Annotated in this window: 13 protein-coding genes; 6 read left to right on the top strand and 7 right to left on the bottom strand. The window is 57.0% G+C overall.

Going from position 1 to position 17,649, the window contains the following annotated elements:
• Window positions 1-9 precede the first annotated feature (9 nt).
• From ACR0EK_RS09335 to xylF, 3 genes are all read right to left on the bottom strand, one after another.
• Window positions 10-807 (bottom strand): ATP-binding cassette domain-containing protein, encoded by a 798-nt coding sequence (locus ACR0EK_RS09335; RefSeq protein ID WP_209504341.1) that lies wholly within the window; start codon window positions 805-807, stop codon window positions 10-12.
• Entirely contained in the window at window positions 807-2,105 is a 1,299-nt protein-coding gene (locus ACR0EK_RS09330; protein WP_267364641.1) for a sugar ABC transporter permease, read from the bottom strand. Before ACR0EK_RS09330 ends, ACR0EK_RS09335 begins: the two co-directional genes overlap by 1 nt.
• A gap of 76 nt (window positions 2,106-2,181) precedes the next feature.
• On the bottom strand, window positions 2,182-3,201 hold the full coding sequence (xylF, locus tag ACR0EK_RS09325) for a D-xylose ABC transporter substrate-binding protein (protein WP_267364640.1): 1,020 nt from the start codon (window positions 3,199-3,201) through the stop codon (window positions 2,182-2,184).
• A gap of 152 nt (window positions 3,202-3,353) precedes the next feature.
• On the opposite strand from xylF, the gene ACR0EK_RS09320 reads away from it, so the two are divergent.
• Window positions 3,354-4,571 carry an ROK family transcriptional regulator gene (locus ACR0EK_RS09320; protein WP_480537525.1) on the top strand — a complete coding sequence of 406 codons (1,218 nt, stop codon included), beginning with the start codon at window positions 3,354-3,356 and terminating at the stop codon, window positions 4,569-4,571.
• Window positions 4,561-6,072 carry a CRTAC1 family protein gene (locus tag ACR0EK_RS09315; RefSeq protein ID WP_480899553.1) on the top strand — a complete coding sequence of 504 codons (1,512 nt, stop codon included), beginning with the start codon at window positions 4,561-4,563 and terminating at the stop codon, window positions 6,070-6,072. The genes ACR0EK_RS09320 and ACR0EK_RS09315 overlap by 11 nt, the downstream gene beginning before the upstream one ends.
• On the opposite strand, the gene ACR0EK_RS09310 is transcribed toward ACR0EK_RS09315, so the two are convergent.
• Genes ACR0EK_RS09310 through xylB form a run of 3 tightly spaced genes read right to left on the bottom strand, consistent with a single transcriptional unit; the run spans window position 6,073 to window position 9,772 of the window.
• Entirely contained in the window at window positions 6,073-7,371 is a 1,299-nt protein-coding gene (locus ACR0EK_RS09310; protein ID WP_480899551.1) for a cytochrome-c peroxidase, read from the bottom strand.
• Entirely contained in the window at window positions 7,368-8,318 is a 951-nt protein-coding gene (locus ACR0EK_RS09305; RefSeq protein WP_480486103.1) for an aldose epimerase family protein, read from the bottom strand. The genes ACR0EK_RS09310 and ACR0EK_RS09305 overlap by 4 nt, the downstream gene beginning before the upstream one ends.
• A complete protein-coding gene (xylB, locus tag ACR0EK_RS09300; RefSeq protein ID WP_480899655.1) occupies window positions 8,315-9,772 on the bottom strand; it encodes a xylulokinase in 1,458 nt (485 codons plus the stop codon). Before xylB ends, ACR0EK_RS09305 begins: the two co-directional genes overlap by 4 nt.
• Window positions 9,773-10,115: 343 nt before the next feature.
• Here xylB and ACR0EK_RS09295 point away from each other — a divergent pair, with 343 nt between their 5' ends.
• Window positions 10,116-12,545: a GcvT family protein gene (locus ACR0EK_RS09295; RefSeq protein ID WP_480899549.1), complete on the top strand. Its 2,430-nt coding sequence runs from the start codon at window positions 10,116-10,118 to the stop codon at window positions 12,543-12,545.
• Window positions 12,546-12,573: 28 nt separating this feature from the next.
• Window positions 12,574-13,587, top strand: a complete 1,014-nt coding sequence (locus ACR0EK_RS09290; RefSeq protein ID WP_480967767.1) for an Ldh family oxidoreductase — start codon at window positions 12,574-12,576, stop codon at window positions 13,585-13,587.
• 164 nt (window positions 13,588-13,751) lie between these two features.
• On the opposite strand, the gene ACR0EK_RS09285 is transcribed toward ACR0EK_RS09290, so the two are convergent.
• Window positions 13,752-15,680: an FAD-dependent monooxygenase gene (locus ACR0EK_RS09285; RefSeq protein WP_480899545.1), complete on the bottom strand. Its 1,929-nt coding sequence runs from the start codon at window positions 15,678-15,680 to the stop codon at window positions 13,752-13,754.
• Window positions 15,681-15,815: 135 nt separating this feature from the next.
• On the opposite strand from ACR0EK_RS09285, the gene ACR0EK_RS09280 reads away from it, so the two are divergent.
• Window positions 15,816-16,259 carry a MarR family winged helix-turn-helix transcriptional regulator gene (locus ACR0EK_RS09280; RefSeq protein ID WP_480831687.1) on the top strand — a complete coding sequence of 148 codons (444 nt, stop codon included), beginning with the start codon at window positions 15,816-15,818 and terminating at the stop codon, window positions 16,257-16,259.
• Between the two features lie 338 nt (window positions 16,260-16,597).
• Window positions 16,598-17,638: a TRAP transporter substrate-binding protein gene (locus tag ACR0EK_RS09275; protein ID WP_480773536.1), complete on the top strand. Its 1,041-nt coding sequence runs from the start codon at window positions 16,598-16,600 to the stop codon at window positions 17,636-17,638.
• Window positions 17,639-17,649 lie beyond the last annotated feature (11 nt).

Genomic DNA, 17,649 nt, shown 5'->3' with positions numbered 1-17,649 from the left:
TCGTTTACCTCATTCCGTCTTTTCGCCAGGCTTTTTGCCCAGAATGATCATCGACAGCAGATCGTCGTCCGTGACATCGGCGATGTCGACAGTGCCAACCAGTTGCCCGTTTTTCATGACCGAAGCCCGGTCGCACAACTCCATCACTGCATGCACGTCGTGGTCGATCAGGAATATCCCGATCCCCTGCGCCTTGAGCTGTTGGATCAGGTCCGCCACCATCTGTGTTTCGTGTGGGCCAAGCGCGGCTGTGGGCTCGTCCATGATCAGGATACGCGCGTTGAAGTACACCGCACGCGCGATGGCCACCGACTGCCGCTGACCGCCGGATAGCGCCGAGACCGGGTCATTGAACTTCTGAAAGTTCGGGTTCAACTGTGCCATGATTTTGCGGCATTCGGCCTCCATCGCGGCATCGTTGACCAACCCGAAGGGCGTGACCATCTCCCGCCCCAGGAAAAGGTTCGAACTTGCATCCAGATTGTCCGCCAAGGCCAGCGTCTGGTAGATCGTCTCGATATTGTTGGCACGCGCATCGCGGGGGTTGTTGATCTCAACCTTCTTGCCGTCGATCAGGATCTCTCCGTGGTCCTTCTGATAGGCACCCGAAAGCACCTTGATCAGCGTAGATTTACCGGCCCCGTTGTGGCCCAGAAGGCCCACAACCTCGCCCGGGTACAAGTCGACCGAGACACGGTCCACCGCCTTGATGCCGCCGAACGAAATCGAGATATCGCGCATTTCGACAAGAGGAGGCTGGCCGGACCCTCGGCCCGAAGTTTGGTTCTGTGTTTCTTGTGCTTGCATCATTTCGCTCCCAGACGTTTGCGATAGACGATGTCGATATAGACGGCCAAAACCAGAACGGTGCCCACGACGATGTTCTGAAACGGTGCGTCAACGCCAACCATAGCCATGCCCGATTGAAGCGCCTGCATGATCAGCGCGCCTAGGATCGCGCCGTAGATCGTACCGATACCGCCCGACAAGGCGGTGCCGCCGATCACGGCCGCAGCAATCACGCGCAGCTCATCCAATGTGCCGATATCGTTCGAGTGGTTGGCCAGACGGGCCGAGGCCACGACCGCGGACAGCGCACACAGAAACCCCATCAGGGCAAAGATCTTGACGGTCATCATGCGGGTGTTGATGCCCGACAGTTCCGCCGCATCCGGGTTGCCCCCCGTGGCAAAGATATAGCGGCCAAATCGGGTTTTGCGGGCCACAACAGTCAAGGTTACTGCAACAAGGATCAGGATCAGAACCGAGATCGGGATACCATAACCCACAACAAGCCCTTCAGGCATGGTCTCGCCCCGCGCTTCGAACATACGTTCCAGCCTGCGTGTGGGGATCGAGTAACTGTTGACGATCAAGACATAGCCCATAATGGCGATGCCAATGATCCCTGCCAAAGTTGTTTCGGCCCAAACCGGTTTCACAGGGAACCCATGGGCAGCCTTGGAGCGGCGTCCGCTCCACAACGCCCAGACCGCAATAGCGGTGGCGGCAAGGCCGAACAGAAGGCTGACCGTTGTTCCCAACGTCCCGTTGGTTCCGCCAAATATCAGGAACGTGCTGTCCAGCGGGCCGATTGTCTGGCCGTCTGTCATGTACCAGGCGACGTTGCGCCAGACCAGAAAACCGCCAAGCGTCACGATAAAGGCCGGTATGGTCAGATAGCCTACCATCCAACCGTGGAATGCGCCGATCAAGGTTCCGACTGCGAGGCCGACAACAAGGGTGATTGCCCAAGTCGCCGGGTGATTTAAACCTAACCCCAGCACGTTCGGCAGAAGTTCGGTCTGTGTCATCGCCATGACGGCGGATGTGGTCGCCAGCAGCGCGCCGACCGAAAGATCAATGTGGCGCATCACGATAATGAACACCATGCCGCAGGCCATTATCGCGACCGAGACGGTCTGGATCGACAGGTTGAACAGGTTTCTGGGCGTCAGAAAACGGCCATCCGTTACGATGTTGAAGCCGATGCACAGGATGATGAAGGCGCCGATCATGCCCAATAGCCGCATGTCCAGTTCCAGTTGCTGGAACAGGTTGGCCTTTGCTTTTTGGGGTACCGGCTGAGACGAAGTTTCGGTCATATCCGATCTTTCATGTTCAGCTATGGTCTCTGGCCCGGCCTTGCGGGCCAGAGACGTTATGGTTTGGAGACTTGACTTAGTTGCAGGGTGCAGGGCCGTTTTCGACGCCCTGGCACAGGTCTTCCAGCGGAATCCAGCCAGCATCGACCACAACGGAAAGGTTGTCTTTTGTGATCGGCACAGGCGCCAGGAAGACAGACGTCATCTCAGTCCCACCGGGCGAAGTCCAACTGACCGCGCCTTCGACGTCCGCCGCAGCCGTTCCACCGCTCAGCGCGACCGCGATTTCACCTGCGGCCTTGCCCAGCTCACGTGCGTCTTTCCAGACCGAAACGGTTTGCGTGCCTTTGGCCACCCGGTTCAGCGCCGCATGGTCGCCATCCTGACCCGACACCGGAATGCCGTCCATACCTTGTGCGGTCAGTGCAGCAACTACACCGCCTGCGGTTCCGTCATTTGACGCGACCACAGCATCAACTTTGTTTTCGTTGGCGGTCAGGATCTGTTCCATGTTGCGCTGCGCGTTCGCAGGCAGCCAGCCGTCGGTATAGGCTTCGCCCACGATCACAATGTCACCACTGTCAACAGCGCCCTGAATGATCTCCTGCTGACCACCGCGCAGGAAATCCGCGTTCGGGTCGGTGGGCGAGCCCTTGATCATCACATAGTTGCCCTTGGGCATGGCGTCGAACACCGCGCGCGCCTGCATACGACCGACTTCGACATTGTCAAAGGTCAGGTAGAAGGCCCGATCATCTTCGATCAGACGGTCATACGCGATGACTGGGATACCCTCGTCGGCCGCTGCCTGAACAGCTGGACCGATGGCCTGGGAATCCTGCGCCAGAATGATCAGCGCATCAACGCCCTGGGCGATCAGACTTTCAATATCCGACAACTGCTTGGCCGACGACGATTGCGCATCTGCCGAAATATATTCGGCACCGCCCGCCTCAAGCGCGGCTTTGATTGCCGCTTCGTCGGTTTTCCAGCGCTCTTCCTGGAAGTTCGACCAGCTGACACCGACCGTGGTTTCTGCAAACGCAACCGTCCCCATCAGGACGGCCACAGCAGAAGCGCTGAGAATTCGTTTCATGATTTCCTCCCGGTTTATCGAGCCATCGCTTCATGATTCGTGGCTCTCACAATTCTGAGTAGCATATTTATTTCAGTCAGTAAAATATTTATGCTACCCGAAAGAAGAAAAACCGCTTACGCTTGGGAAATCATCAGATTCGCGAGGGCAGGATGCTGAAAAGCAAGGTTTCTTCAAACGCTACGGATCAACGAAACATCACCCGTTTGCGCGTGCTGGAACAAATCCGATCGACCGGATCGATATCGCGGATCGACATTGCAAGCGCTCTTGAGACCAGCCCGGCGACAGTGACAGCGGCAACGTCAGACCTGCTTTCAGCTGGTTTGATTCAGGAAATCGAAAGCGAAACACCGTCAAAATCCGCGCGCCGCGGCAGACCACGTGTGTTGCTGAAACTGCATGGCGGAAGTCACCTGATTGCCGGTGTGAAAGTGGCCCGGCACCAGATTTCAGTCATCCTGGTCGATTTTGAAGGCACTGAGATCACCTCTTACACTCATCCGCTGGAAGAGGCCCGGATGGCCCCGGAGTCTTTTGCAAAAAAGATATACGCGGCGCTGGAACAGGCCTGCACCTCTGCAAGCAGGTCCCTGACAGAGGTTTCCGGCGTCTGCATCGGAATTGCCGGACTGGTCGACGCAGAGCGGAATTTTGTACATTGGTCATCTTCGCTGACAGTGCGCAATGTGGATCTGAGCCCGCTTCTGTCCCAAGTGCTCCCCTGCCCTGCGTTTATCGAGAATGACGCCAATCTGGTTGCAAAGGCCGAACAGCTTTTCGGGCTTGGCAAAGGGCTGAAGAACTTTCTGGTTGTCACGATAGAACACGGCATTGGTCTGGGCATTGTGTTGGATGGCAAGCTATATCGCGGCGAGCGCGGTTGCGGCGCGGAATTCGGGCATGTCAAAGTTCAACTGGATGGCGCGTTATGTCAGTGCGGGCAACGCGGATGCCTTGAAGCTTATGTTGGGGAATATGCCCTGATCCGCGAGGCAACCATTGCCAGCCAGGCTACTGACCCGCACACTCTTGCTGATATTCACGCCGCCGCCCAATCCGGTGATGCCCGGTCCATTTCAGTTCTGTCCCGCGCTGGACAGATGTTTGGAATGGGGCTTTCCAACTTGATCAATCTGTTCGATCCGGAATGTATCATCCTGTCCGGCACCCGAGGGAGCTTTGAATACCTGCATTCTGAGGCAGTGATGACCCGTATCAAAAACGGTGTCGTCAGCGTTGACGCGCCACTGCCTGAAATCAACGTAAACCATTGGGGGGATTCAATGTGGGCAAAAGGGGCAGCAGCCTATGGGATCGAACAAGTCTCGATCCTGAAAGTCAGGGAACTGGCGGAAAATGCGAGTTGAACTGACGATCCTGCTAGCGACAGCGTCTGCCGCCATGGCTGACATCAGCCTGCCGCAGTTTCACAGTATCGACGTCCCCAGCCATGTTTACGACGGAGGATGGGAGCACTTCGTCGGCGGAGGCGTCGCCGTTTTCGATTGCAACGGCGATGATCGGCCCGAGCTGTTTGCCGCAGGGGGAACCAACCCGGCGCAATTGTTTGTCAACACATCAGGACCCGATGTCAGTTTTCGGTCAGAAACGCCAAGCGCACTGTCCCTGACCGGCGTGACTGGCGCCTACCCAGTGGATATCGACGGGGACGGATTTGTGGACTTGGCGGTTTTACGCGTTGGCGAAGACGTTTTGTTGCGTGGCAAGGCGAATTGCGCATTCGAACCGTTCACCTCGTTGAATTTCCAGTCTCAGGATCACTGGACCACCGGTTTTTCCGCCACTTGGGAAAGCGGTCAATCCCTGCCGACACTGGCTTTTGGAACATATGTCGACCGAACCAATCCCGATGGCCCGTTTGAAGCCTGCGGGCCGACGCTTTTGTATCGCCCCGAAGGGACGGCCTATGGCCCGCCTCTCCACCTGGTGCCGGGCCATTGTTCCTTGTCCATTCTGTTTTCCGACTGGGCGCGCACCGGGCGCGCGGACCTGCGTGTCAGTAACGACCGCCATTACTATGTGCGCGGCGGGCAAGAGCAGCTTTGGGCTATGGAAGACACGCCACGCCTTTACGCGCCGGAAGATGGGTGGCTGCCCTATTCGATCTGGGGCATGGGGATTGCATCAAGGGATGTATCAGGGGACGGCTTTCCTGATGTTTACCTGACCTCGATGGGGGACCAGAAGTTTCAGATCTTTGATCCCACGGCCGAGGGACCGACATGGCGCGACGCGACTTATGACCGGGGGACAACGGCGCACAGGCCGCATGTTGGTGGCGATGGTCGCCCCTCAACCGGCTGGCATGCGCAGTTCGGCGACGTCAATAACGACGGGCGCGACGACATATTTGTCGCCAAGGGCAATGTCGAACAGATGCCCGATGCGGCGCAAACCGACCCCAACAACCTGTTGCTGCAATCCGCAAATGGCCAGTTTTTCGAAGCTGCCTCAGCGGCGGGTGTCGCCTCCATGGGCAAGTCCCGCGGTGGGGCCTTGGCCGACCTGAATGGGGATGGATCACTTGATCTGGTGGTGGTCAATCGCGGGTCAGCGCTTGAGGTATTTCAGAACGAACAACAGCTTGAAAACTGGATTCAGGTTGATCTTGGCCAAGATCGACCCAATCGCGCAGCTGTCGGAAGCTTCATCGAGGTTAAAACCACCGACGGAAATCAAACGCGGGAAGTGACCATTGGCGGCGGTCATGCAAGCGGCATCTCCGGGCTTCACCACTTTGGCTTGGGCCACGCGGACGAACTGGAGCTGCGGGTTATCTGGCCAGACGGCACGGTTGGTGATTGGCAGACCTTCAGAAGCAACCAAGTGCTTCGCATCGACCGCTGATCATTGATCAACAGGCAAACCGCTGGGAACATGCGCTGGCACACCCAGCCGTACTGCCGGGTCTTCCAATGTGCTGAGAAAGCTCAAAATGGCGTTTACTTCATCATCACTCAGGCTGATTGGGGCCAGATCATTCGACGCTGCAATCGCCTCGGTCAGCGTGGGGTCGAGCAAGGCTTTTTGATCTTCCGCGCCCGGAAACTCTGGCAACGCTGCTTTTTCGACCGAGTAGCTGCGCAAAGCTGCGACCGGATCCAGATGATGACGGACAACATCTTCAAGCCGCGCGTAGGCTCCGTTGTGACCATAGGGTGCCGTAAGGGTCACATTGCGCAAGGATGGCGTGCGAAATGTGAAGGCGTCATCCGCATTGCCCGTCACACGCAATCGCCCGTCATCGCGAACATGGTTCTCGAACCGGGCGGCTTTTCCCGGCCCGATTTGCGGCATGGCGATAGAATGAAATCCATGATCCGTCTGGAACCAGCCGGAATGGCAGGTGCTGCACCCGGCTTTGCCGTAAAAAAGGTCGAGCCCCATCTGTGCCTGCTCGGGCAGCGCTTCTTTCCCCTGCATCGCGCGATCAAACAGGCTGTTGTCAGCGCGCCATTCAAAGGCGATGAAATCGGCAATGATATTGGCGATTGCGGTAAAAGTAATCTCTTCTCCGGGCGCGAGCTGGTCAAAGCGCGCCCTGTATTCCGGGATTGCGGCAACACGCGCCGCGATAAGGTCCCATGCGCCGTCCTTTTGGGTCAGCAAACCAAGACGTACGGCTTTGCTCACTTCGTTTTCCGAATAGTGGCCGGCCATTTCGTCAGCCGACAAGACCGGGAACATTGCTTGCGCGGCCAGTGCAGATTGGAAGCCCGGCCTCATATCTGTGCCCAAGGGCGTTCGGAACCCGTCAGGCTGGGACGGGTCTGCCTCAAGACGCCCGTCATGAAAGAAGGTGGTGAATTCCAGCGCCCCAAGGTTCCACAGCCCTGGTGCATTTCGGGGAATGCGCTGCTCGGGCCTGTTTTCCTGATCAAGCCTGCGCGCGGCCCCCAGCCCCACACCGCCCTCGCCGATACCCAGAGACAGCGCATCTGACGTTCCCAGTTTAGGATGATGGCAAGTGGCGCAGCTGATGTTTTTGTTCCCCGACAGGATCGGGTCGTAAAACAGCAACTGCCCCAGTTCGACCTTGGCAAGATCCGGTTCTACAAATTGAGGAAGCGGCCCGAGGTCTTGCGCCTGCGCCGCCTGTAGTGTCACGCAAAGGGCTAGAGCGTATACCGATATCGCAACTTTCATACCTGATCCTCTGGGATTTCCAACGTCAGAACTTGTTTATACGGACGGTCCGGAGAATAGATGACGGACGGAAACAAGGGGTGGTTCACAGCGTCCGTGTAACCGGAAGGCTCAATGCAAAGCCCTGCGCATGGTGTGAAAGGATCAGACAGGTACGACGCGGAATAGACCTGCGCGCCGGGCTGATCAGAGTAAACATTCATGCGCAAACCTGACGGTGTTTCAACCGTTGCAACCGGTCGATTTAATTTGCCCGCCTCTTCAAACACGAAGTAGTGGTCAAGGCCACGCCCCTCATTACCGATAACGCGCACGGATGAGAAATCCAGCCCTTGGTTTTCGATCTCATTCACGACGCCTGTCGGAATGGAGCTGTCGTCCAACTCCAGTACCCGCTTGGAATTCAGTGTCAATCGGCTGTCAAGAATACCGCTTTGGCGCCCAAGAGTATAGTAATTGTGCTGCGCAATGCTGATCGGCGTAGGCCGGTCCGGCCATGCGGTGATCGTGTAAGTCAGCCGTGGAAAAGCCAGCTCGACATGAATCTCGAACCTGATTTCTCCGGGAAAACCGTCAGCGCCGTCAGGTGACGTCAAGGACAGAACCGCACGGTTCGACTTGGTCTTCCTGATAATCCAGTGGCTGCGTGACAGCCCGACCACACCGCCATGCAGCGTGTTTTCCCCCTCATTCGCCGTCAAGCGATAAGCGGCATCCTGCATATTAAACTTTGCGCCACCGATCCGATTGGCGACGCGACCCACGATTGCACCTATGTAATACGGGTCCGCCAAGTATTCCTGCGGGTTTAGATAGCCCAGGATCAAGGGCGTTTCACCGATCCACCACCCTTGTGTGATCGCCCCATAGCTCAGCAGGGAAACCGACATCGCACCATCTTCCAGAACAACCTGTTCGATGGGTAGGGAAGTGACGCCCTTCATCATGGCGCAGACAAGGGGGATAGTGCCGCATAAAACTGGCGGTACCTTTGATATTCAGCCTCATAGGCATCGAATAACCCCGCGCGGGGCTGAACAATTTCAGAGATTTCTGGCGATGTCATGAGCTCCACCGGGTCTGCGCCGTTTACTGCACAGGCAGCAAGGCGCGCCGCGCCGATGGCGGCTCCGAATTCACTGCCTTTGGGCAAGGCAAGCGGGACGCTCAGAACAGTTGCCAGCGTCTCGACCCAGAACCGGGATCGTACGCCCCCGCCGACAACCATCAGGCTTTCAGGTTTTGTTCCCGTGCTCCTGAGGGCTTCAAGGCAATCACGCAGCGCGAATGAGACACCCTCCATCACGGACTGTGCAAGATCCGCTGGATCCGACGCAATATCCAGCCCCATAAACGCCCCCCGGATGGCGCTGTCATTATGAGGGGTACGTTCCCCCGACAGGTATGGCAGGAACTTGGTCTTCGACGGCCCGGTGACGGTATCCGGCAAAGCCGATGCGAGTGCACCAACGGATTGGCCGAGATTCCGGGACAGCCAGTTCAGGCTGTTGGTCGCCGACAGGATGACGCCCATTTGGATCCAGCGCTCCGGCACCGCGTGGCAGAAGCAGTGAACCGCCGTTTCCGGTGCGGGCGCGTAACTGTCCTTGGCAACCAGCAGCACACCGGACGTTCCCAGCGATAGAAAACCGCGGCCTTCGGCGATGCTTCCAATACCACAGGCCGCCGCCGCGTTGTCGCCTGCCCCGCCGGCAACAACAACGGGTCCGGTCAGGCCCCAGTGCTGCAAAATCTCCGCCCTCAGCTCGCCCCCGGCGGCGCTGCCTTCGACCAGTTCGGGCATCTGATCCCGACGCATGTGGCTGAGTTCAAGCGCTGTTTCCGACCATTCGCGGCATCCGACGTCCAACCACGCGGTACCCGCGCTGTCGGACATGTCGCTGATGTATTCTCCGGTCAGCCAGAAGCGCAAATAATCTTTGGGGAGCAAGACTTTGGCAGTCTTTTCAAAAACGTCAGGTTCATGCCTGCGCACCCATTCCAGTTTGGGCGCAGTGAAGCCGGGAAAAACGATGTTTCCGGTGATCGATCGCATCGCGGAAAGCGCATCCAGTTCGGCAGCTTCACGGGCAGACCTTGTGTCGTTCCAAAGGATACAGGGCCTCAAGACGCGACCCTGTCGGTCCAGAAGCGTTGCGCCATGCATATGTCCGCTCAGACCAATGCCCCGCACTGCCGAAAACGCAGCGCCGTTTTGCCCGCGCAACTGGGCAACGACCTTTTGACACGCTTCAACCCAATCCGCAGGTTCCTGCTCTGACCAGCCCGGATGCGGTGTCGATGTGTTCACGTTCGCTTCGGCCTCGGCAACGACGTCGCCGTCTTCACTGACCACAATTCCCCGAAGACCTGACGTCCCCAAATCAAGACCGAGATACACCTGTTCCTCCCACTTGTAAGCCGCAATACTGTAGGCAACAGAAACCCAGTTTTGCAAAGGCATCAGGTTTCACTGGCACAGTTTGCGCTAACATAACAGGGTGAAACAAGACAAGGCACATAAAAATTGATGCCGGTCTGGACGGCACTGAATGACCGGGAACCAGACAGCGACCAATACGAAGGGGCCCGGTAAGAGGTGACCTGAACTAAGCCGCAGGAGAAATTTTTTGCGATTGTCTGGCGCCATGTTTCCGTAAAAACTTCGGAACGTTCTCATCTTACTGATGTCGGGCAGGCAGAGCGTCTGACACCATGATCAGTCGCAAGAAGGAAATCGGCAAATGAAGTCACATGCCAAAGTTGTTGTCGTTGGCGGCGGATGTGTGGGCGCGTCCATTCTGTATGGGCTGACACAGCACGGCTGTAGCGATGCGGTGATGCTGGAACGGACCACGCTGACCTCAGGCTCGACCTGGCATGCGGCCGGTCTGCTGGTCACCTTCGTGCGGTCCCGAAACGTGTCGAAGATGACGATGGAAACCATCCGCATCTATTCCGAAGTCGAACAGAAGATGGGTGCATCTGTAGGCTTGCGCAAAGTGGGTCAGCTGCGCGTTGCCAACACCCAGGAGCGTTGGGATGAGTTCCAGTCATATATCTCGATTGCCGAGGCCGCCGGTGTGCCCTGCAAACTGTTGACGCCGGCGGAAATTGCCGATGTTCACCCCCTTTTGAGCCAGTCCGAGCATATTCGCGGCGGTATCCTGCATACCGAGGACGGCTATGTGAACCCGGCCGACATCACCATGGCAATGGCAAAACTGGCGCGGGATGCAGGCGCCACAATCTGTCAGAACACCGAAGCACAGGCGTATGAAAGGCTGGAAAGCGGTCATTGGAAAGTGACCACCAATCAGGGTGAGATCACGTGCGAGCATCTGGTTTTTGCCACCGGCAACTATGCCCGTGAAAATGCCCGGCGCGTTGGGCTGGACCTGCCCTGCATTCCCATCATTCACCAATACTGGACCACGGAAACCGTTCCGCTGCTCAAGGAACGTCGCGCGCAGGGTCTTCCCGAGTTCCCGATCTTGCGGGATGAGGATTACGGCGCATACCTGCGTGAAGATGTGGGCGGCATTCAGTTCGGGCCCTATGAATTCACTAAGGACCTAAAACTGTTTGCCGAAGACCACGTGCCACCTGACTTTGGCGCAGACCTCTTGCCCGAGGATTTCGATGCCGTTGAAACCCAATGGGAGCGGGCAATCGAACGGGTGCCAGTTCTAGGCGAGGTGGGCATCAAGGCCAACACGCGCGGCCCCTTCCAAATGACGCCGGACGAATTGCCACTTGCCGGGCCAGCGCCGGGGCACAAAAACCTGTGGCTGGCCGAAGGGATGCCCGGTGGCATTCTGTGGGGCGGCACCGTGGGCGAACGGCTGGCCCGCTGGATCGTCGATGGTGATCCGGGCATGGACATGTCGGAACTGGACCCGCGTCGTTTCTCTGACTACGCCTCCAAACGCTGGACCATGGACAAGGTTCGCGAAACCTGGGGCACACATATGAACGCGCACATCCCCGGCGAAGATTTCCCGGATGCGCGCCCAATGAAAACCGTGGGGTCTTACGATCTGCTGACGGCGCATGGCGCAGTCTGGACCAGCTTCAACGGCTATGAATTCCCGCGCTGGTTCGCCAAATCGCCGCAAGAGGCGATCCCCGAACATTCTTTCCGCCGCGCCAATCACATGGAACGCGTTCAGGAGGAAGTACGTACCACCCGCGAAGAGGCCGGGTTCATCGAGATGTCGCCGATGACCAAGTTTACTATACGCGGTCCCGGCGCTGCGCGGTGGCTGGATGGTCTGATGGCAAACAAATTGCCCAAAGTGGGCCGGATGAACCTGTCGCTCTTGTTGAATCCAAAAGGTGGCATGGATGCGGAATACACAGTTGTCCGCTATGCCGAGAATGATTTTTACCTGGTCTCTACCCCGAATTGGCGCGCCTATAACTGGGATCAGCTGCAACGTCTGTTACCACAAGATCAATCGGTTATCCTTGAAGACGTTTCGGAACAGTTGGGTGTGATCGCTCTGGCCGGTCCCAAGGCGCGCGAGATTTTGCAACCGCTGACCGACAACGATTTGTCGAATGCTGCTTTTCCCTGGCTCTCTGCGCAAAAGGGTGAAGCGGGCTATGCCAAAGACGTAAACCTGCTTCGGGTATCTTACACAGGCGAGCTGGGTTGGGAACTGCACCATCCTGTCGGGTATAACCGACACCTTGTCGACCTGCTTTTGAAAGCCGGTGTAAAACCCTTCGGGCTTGAGGCGTTGGAGTCCATGCGCCTTGAAAAGTCCTATCGCGCCATCAACCGCGAGATTTGCAAGGACATGACACCGTATGAGGCCAGCCTTGATCGGTTTGTCGTCACCGAGGGGCGCGAGTTCATCGGAAAAGCGGCGCTGGAGAAGCAGAGAAGCGAGGGCAATCACAAACGGTTGGTCACGTTGAAGCTTCCCTTTGGCGAAACATCGGTGATGTTCGATGAGGGTGTTTATGCAAACGGTGAACTGATCGGGCGCGTTACGTCGGGTGGGTTCTCTTATTATTGCAACCACGACATAGCGATGGCACTTGTACCAAACGATATGACCGCGCCGGGTACAAGGATGCAGGTGTTGGTCCATTACGAAATGCGCGATGCCGAGGTGATCGATACTTGCGCCGTTGATCCCACCAACGCGCGTGCGCGTGCCTAACCCCTGAAGTAAAAAGACTGGATTTGAAATGATGACCGAACAATCGACCAAAACGCTTACTCTTGCCGAGGTTCGGGCGCTGGCGAAATCCGTACTTGTTTCTGCCGGAGTTAATGCACAGGGCAGCGATATTTTGGCCGACATTGTTACCCGGTCCGAGCGGGACGGACCGCGCAGCCACGGATTGCGTATGCTACCGGTCTATGTCCAAAGCTTCACCTCGGGCTATGCAAACGGCAATGCGAAACCCAAGATAGAAAAGGCTGCCCCGGGCGTTCTGCGCTGTGACGCAGATAACGGGTACTATCAGGTCGCCGCAGCAGAAGCCCGCGACGCGTTGATCGAAATGGCGCGGGAAAACGGCATTGCCGCTTTCACCTGCGCAAATTGCCACCATCTGGGCGCGTTGCGGTTTGACACCGAACCGCTGGCCGAAGCGGGTCTGGTGGCGTTTGCAGTGGTCAACTCATTGTCCATGGTGGTGCCGCAAGGTGGGGTGCGCCCGGTATTTGGCACCAACCCGATGTCTTTTGCCTGCCCACGCGAGGACGGTGCGCCGATAGTCTGGGATCAGGCGTCTTCAATGGTTGCTTTGATGGATATCCGCATGGCCGCAGCCGAAGGGCACGACCTGCCCCGCCCTGCCGGGCTGGACCCTGACGGCGCACCCAGCACGGACCCGAACGCCATTCTGGAAACCCGCAGCCTGTTACCTTTTGGCGAGCACAAGGGCGCCGCAATCGCTTTCATGGTTGAAGTGTTGGGTGCAGCTCTGGCTGGTGGAACCCTTTCCGTAGACAATCAGGAACGCGAGGCGTTCGGGGCCCTGAACATCAAGGGCGGCGCAACACTGATTGCGATTGATCCGACGAGGTTCGGCAACGCGGCCTTCAATCAATATATCACGCGCATTTGCGCAGAAATTGTCGGCAATGGGGAAGCCCGTGTCCCGGGTGACGGGCGTCTGGCCAAACGGGCGGCAGCCGAAGCTGACGGTGTTGTGGTCAGCACCGAGGTTCTGGCCGCGTTAAACGCGTCCTGAAATACCCGCGCTTAGCTTCCTGGCTAGAGAGCCTTCCTGCGACATGGGCGGCTTCAGGCGCCAATCCAGATTTGCCCAGGCGGCAATCCTGCAGAACCAAGCACGGATGCGACAAACCATTCTCCCCTCGGAACGGCGGTCCGTTGTGACCTGAGACGTCGTACTTATCGACCGCCGCCCGAAACAAATAGTCTGGAGAAGAAATCAAACAGGTCAGCGTGACACTCCAGAGGCAAAACATGCGCCACATATTGGTCCGGTCTGACGACGACCATACAGCCCTTTGTCCGGTCAATTCCGCGCATTTCGTAGATGTCTTCGCGCCTCTTGTGATCAACGCAAAAAACCTTCTCGAAGTCGCGCAGACCATACCTGCCTTTCTCGGGTTTCAAAAGAGACGGCATATCCTCATAGGCCAGCGATTTGAAATCCTGTGGGAAGATGGCCCGTAGATCTATCAAACCGTCGATGTCTTCGTCAGGGCGCGTAAACCGTCGCAGAGGAGAGTTCGGATCGCTTTGCAAAGCCTCGCAAAGGTGATGGATCGATCCGTCTTGCCTACCTGCGTCTCCCTGTTCTGCGAAGGCATAGAGCCTCCAGCGCGCATCCGCTTCGGCGACATGCCCCAATTGCATAGGCATGGCATCCGCAAGCCGGACAACTGGTGCGGAATGAAATCGCTTGCCTATGACCAGCCCACGCGCCAGATGCTGGTGAACCGGTTCGGCGACCAAGTCCGAAGGCCCATAATGAACCGAAAGCCCGCCGGTAAATTCCAGATTTTCGATAAACTGTTTTTGAAATCGGGGCATGTCGGTGCCGTCAAGCTCTGACTCGCCCGGTGGCGCACTCATGATCCGGGCCCAATTATGGTCGGTTTCGACCAGTCTTTTGGCCTCTTGCAAACGCTCGGCCGAGTAACTGTGAAGAAGATCAGGCTTTGATCTTCCTGTCAGCACATGCACCAGTTTCCAGCCCAGGTTGAATGTATCGCCCATCGACACGTTCATCCCCTGACCCGCCTTGGGGCTATGGGTGTGGCAGGCGTCGCCCGCCGTGAACACGCGCGGGGTGCGTGTTGCAATTTCACGCTGCGGAACATCGTCGAACTTGTCGGTCAGCCTGTGGCCAATCTCGTAGACCGACCACCAAACGACTTCTTTTACGTCGATGGAATAAGGACGCATGATCCGGTTCGCGGCAGCGATGATATGGTCAGCCGTCAGATTGCGGTTGGCGACCCGCTCATCCGGGTTCAGTTTGTCAAGCTCGACATACATTCGGAACAGGTATCCGCCTTCGCGCGGAAGGATCAGAACGTTTCCTTCCGATGCCGATTGAACAAGACATTTCCGCCGCAAGTCGGGGAAATCGGAATTCGCCAATATGTCCATAACGCCCCACGCCTGGTGTGCGGCGTCGCCTTGCAGCTTACCCCCGATAGCCCTGCGCACATTGCTGCGTGCACCGTCACAGCCTACGACATAGTTCGCACGTACTGTAAGCCGTTTTACCACGTCACCATCATCGCCCAGGCGTTCAAGCTCGGCCGTGACAGGGTGATCCGTGGAACCGGTATCAATCGTCAAATCGCTGACACGAAGCCCGTAATGGGGTTGCAACCGCGTTGGAGCGTTTCTCATCACGTCCAGAAACAGCTCATGAATCCGGGCCTGATTCATCAAGGTATGTGGCATCTCGGATTGATCGTCGGCCACGTCCTGCACCGTGCCCGCCCGGCGGATGTGGTCCGGGTATGCGGGATTGGGCGTCCAGAATGCCGTTTGGTTGACCCAATACGCTTCGCGCTTCACTCTCTCAGCGAAACCAAACGCCTGAAACATCTCCATCGAACGGACGTTGACACCGTCCGCCTGGCCTTTCTCCATCGGACCCGGCTTTTGATCCACGATCATTGTCGAAACTTCGGCGAACCCGGCCAGTTGCGCCGCAAGGCAAAGCCCGGCCGGTCCACAACCCGCGATCAGAACATCAACCTTTTCGGGGAGGGTTGTGGGGTGGTTGTGGTGACCGAACGCAGCCGGTTTGATATCCGGATCACCCGGACGAAATCCATCAACGTAATATTGCATTGCCCCCTCCTCCGCAGGTTCATGTAATTTTAATAACTATACTTACTATTTCTTGTCAACAAAGATATGTACACTCACTAATTGCCGCGGTAATTCTGGAAAAGTGACGGCGTAAAGTGATTTCGGAGGTTTTGAATGAGTATTTACGGAATGGCGGGCCACCTCATCCGCAGGCTCAATCAGATTTCAACCCACGTGTTCTCGGCCCGGATGCAGGAGGCCGGGATCGACCTTACATCCGTTCAGTACGCAGCACTTGAAACAATTCGCGCCGAACCCGGCATTGATCAGGCGACAGTCGCAGCGAAAATCGCCTATGACCGCGCAACAATCGGCGGGGTTATCGACCGGCTGGAGCAGAAAAACTACGTCAAACGCTCGGTCAGTCAACGTGACAGACGCGCGCGAGAGGTCACCTTATCCGAAAAAGGAAAAGACATCCTAGCGGCAGCTGCGCCAGTCGTAATTGACCTGCAAAACGAGATACTCGAAGGGCTAACTCCGAATGAACGCGAAACTTTCCTGAAGCTCGCAGGCAAGGCAGTTGAAGCTGTCACCGACGATAACACACGGTCTTGAATTCCACCGCGGGCGCTGGTCCAATTGAAACAGGGAAAGCAAATCCACCGTTTTCGCGCTTTAGTTACCGAAAACAGAAACTAAAATCTAAGAAATCTCAATTTACCTTTGAGCCAACCGAGGGCAATGTAATCCTGAGAGGATAACTTGGCGTCCGCGCATAACCTGTCTGTTGCGTAGCGTTTCGACGAAAAGGTTCACATGTGTGAGCATTCTGTTTTCCGAAAAGGACCTGAAACCAAACACTAAAAAAGTGGATCAAAATCGTTATAAAATATAACTAATATGAGCAATCATGAACAGGGGATGATACTCATAGGTCATCTAGGGAGGAGACCATGACCAACTTGCGCAGAACCATACTCAAATCTGCAGTGGCGGCGATTGCTTTTGGCGCCATGTCAACCACTGCCATTGCGGCCGAAGTGACACTGCGGATGCACCAATTCCTGCCAGCACAAGCCAACGTACCCAAGAACGTTCTGGATGTCTGGGCCGACAAGGTCGAAGCGGATTCGGATGGCCGGATCGAAATTCAAAGGTTTCCGTCCATGCAGCTTGGGGGCAAACCCCCCGAACTGATCGACCAGGCCATTGATGGTGTGGCCGACATTGTCTGGACGGTGTCCGGATATACGCCGGGCCGCTTTCCCCGGACCGAAGTGTTCGAACTGCCGTTCACCATGACGAATGCAGAAGCCGTCTCACGCGCCTATTGGGATCTGGCCGAAGAAACCATGATGGACGATGACTTCAAGCAGTTCAAAGTTCTCGGGCTCTGGGTGCACGGGCCCGGTCTAATCCATTCAAAGGAGCCGATCGAAAGCATCGAAGATCTGAACGGTGTAAAGCTGCGCGCACCGACACGCGTAACGAACGGCCTTTTCAGCTCGCTTGGGGCAACCCCCGTTGGCATGCCTGTTCCCGCGGTACCTGAAGCGCTGTCTAAAGGCGTGATCGACGCAACTGTGATTCCCTGGGAAGTGACAGGCGCCCTGAAGGTCAACGAGCTGGTCGGGAACCACACGACCTTTGGCGACGACACGCTATATACCACCACCTTCATCTTCGCGATGAACAAGGACCGCTGGGATGCATTGCCGGATGATCTGAAGGCCATCATCGACGCCAACTCGGGCGCTGAATTCTCGGCCTTCGCAGGCAAGCAGATGCAGGCCGATGATGACGGGCCACACAAGCAGGCGATGGAACGCGGCAACAACATCATCACGCTGAGCCCGGAACAGGTTGCGGAATGGAAGGCAGCATCACAGCCGACCACTGACGCCTGGATCGCCGAGATGGATGAAAAAGGTCTGGACGGAACCGGCTTGCGCGCCCGCGCGCTCGAACTGATTTCGCAATACTCCGGCAACTGATCCGGTCGCTC

Source organism: Ruegeria sp. AE4 (genome assembly GCF_056542185.1).
This window is presented reverse-complemented; position numbering and strand designations above follow the sequence as displayed.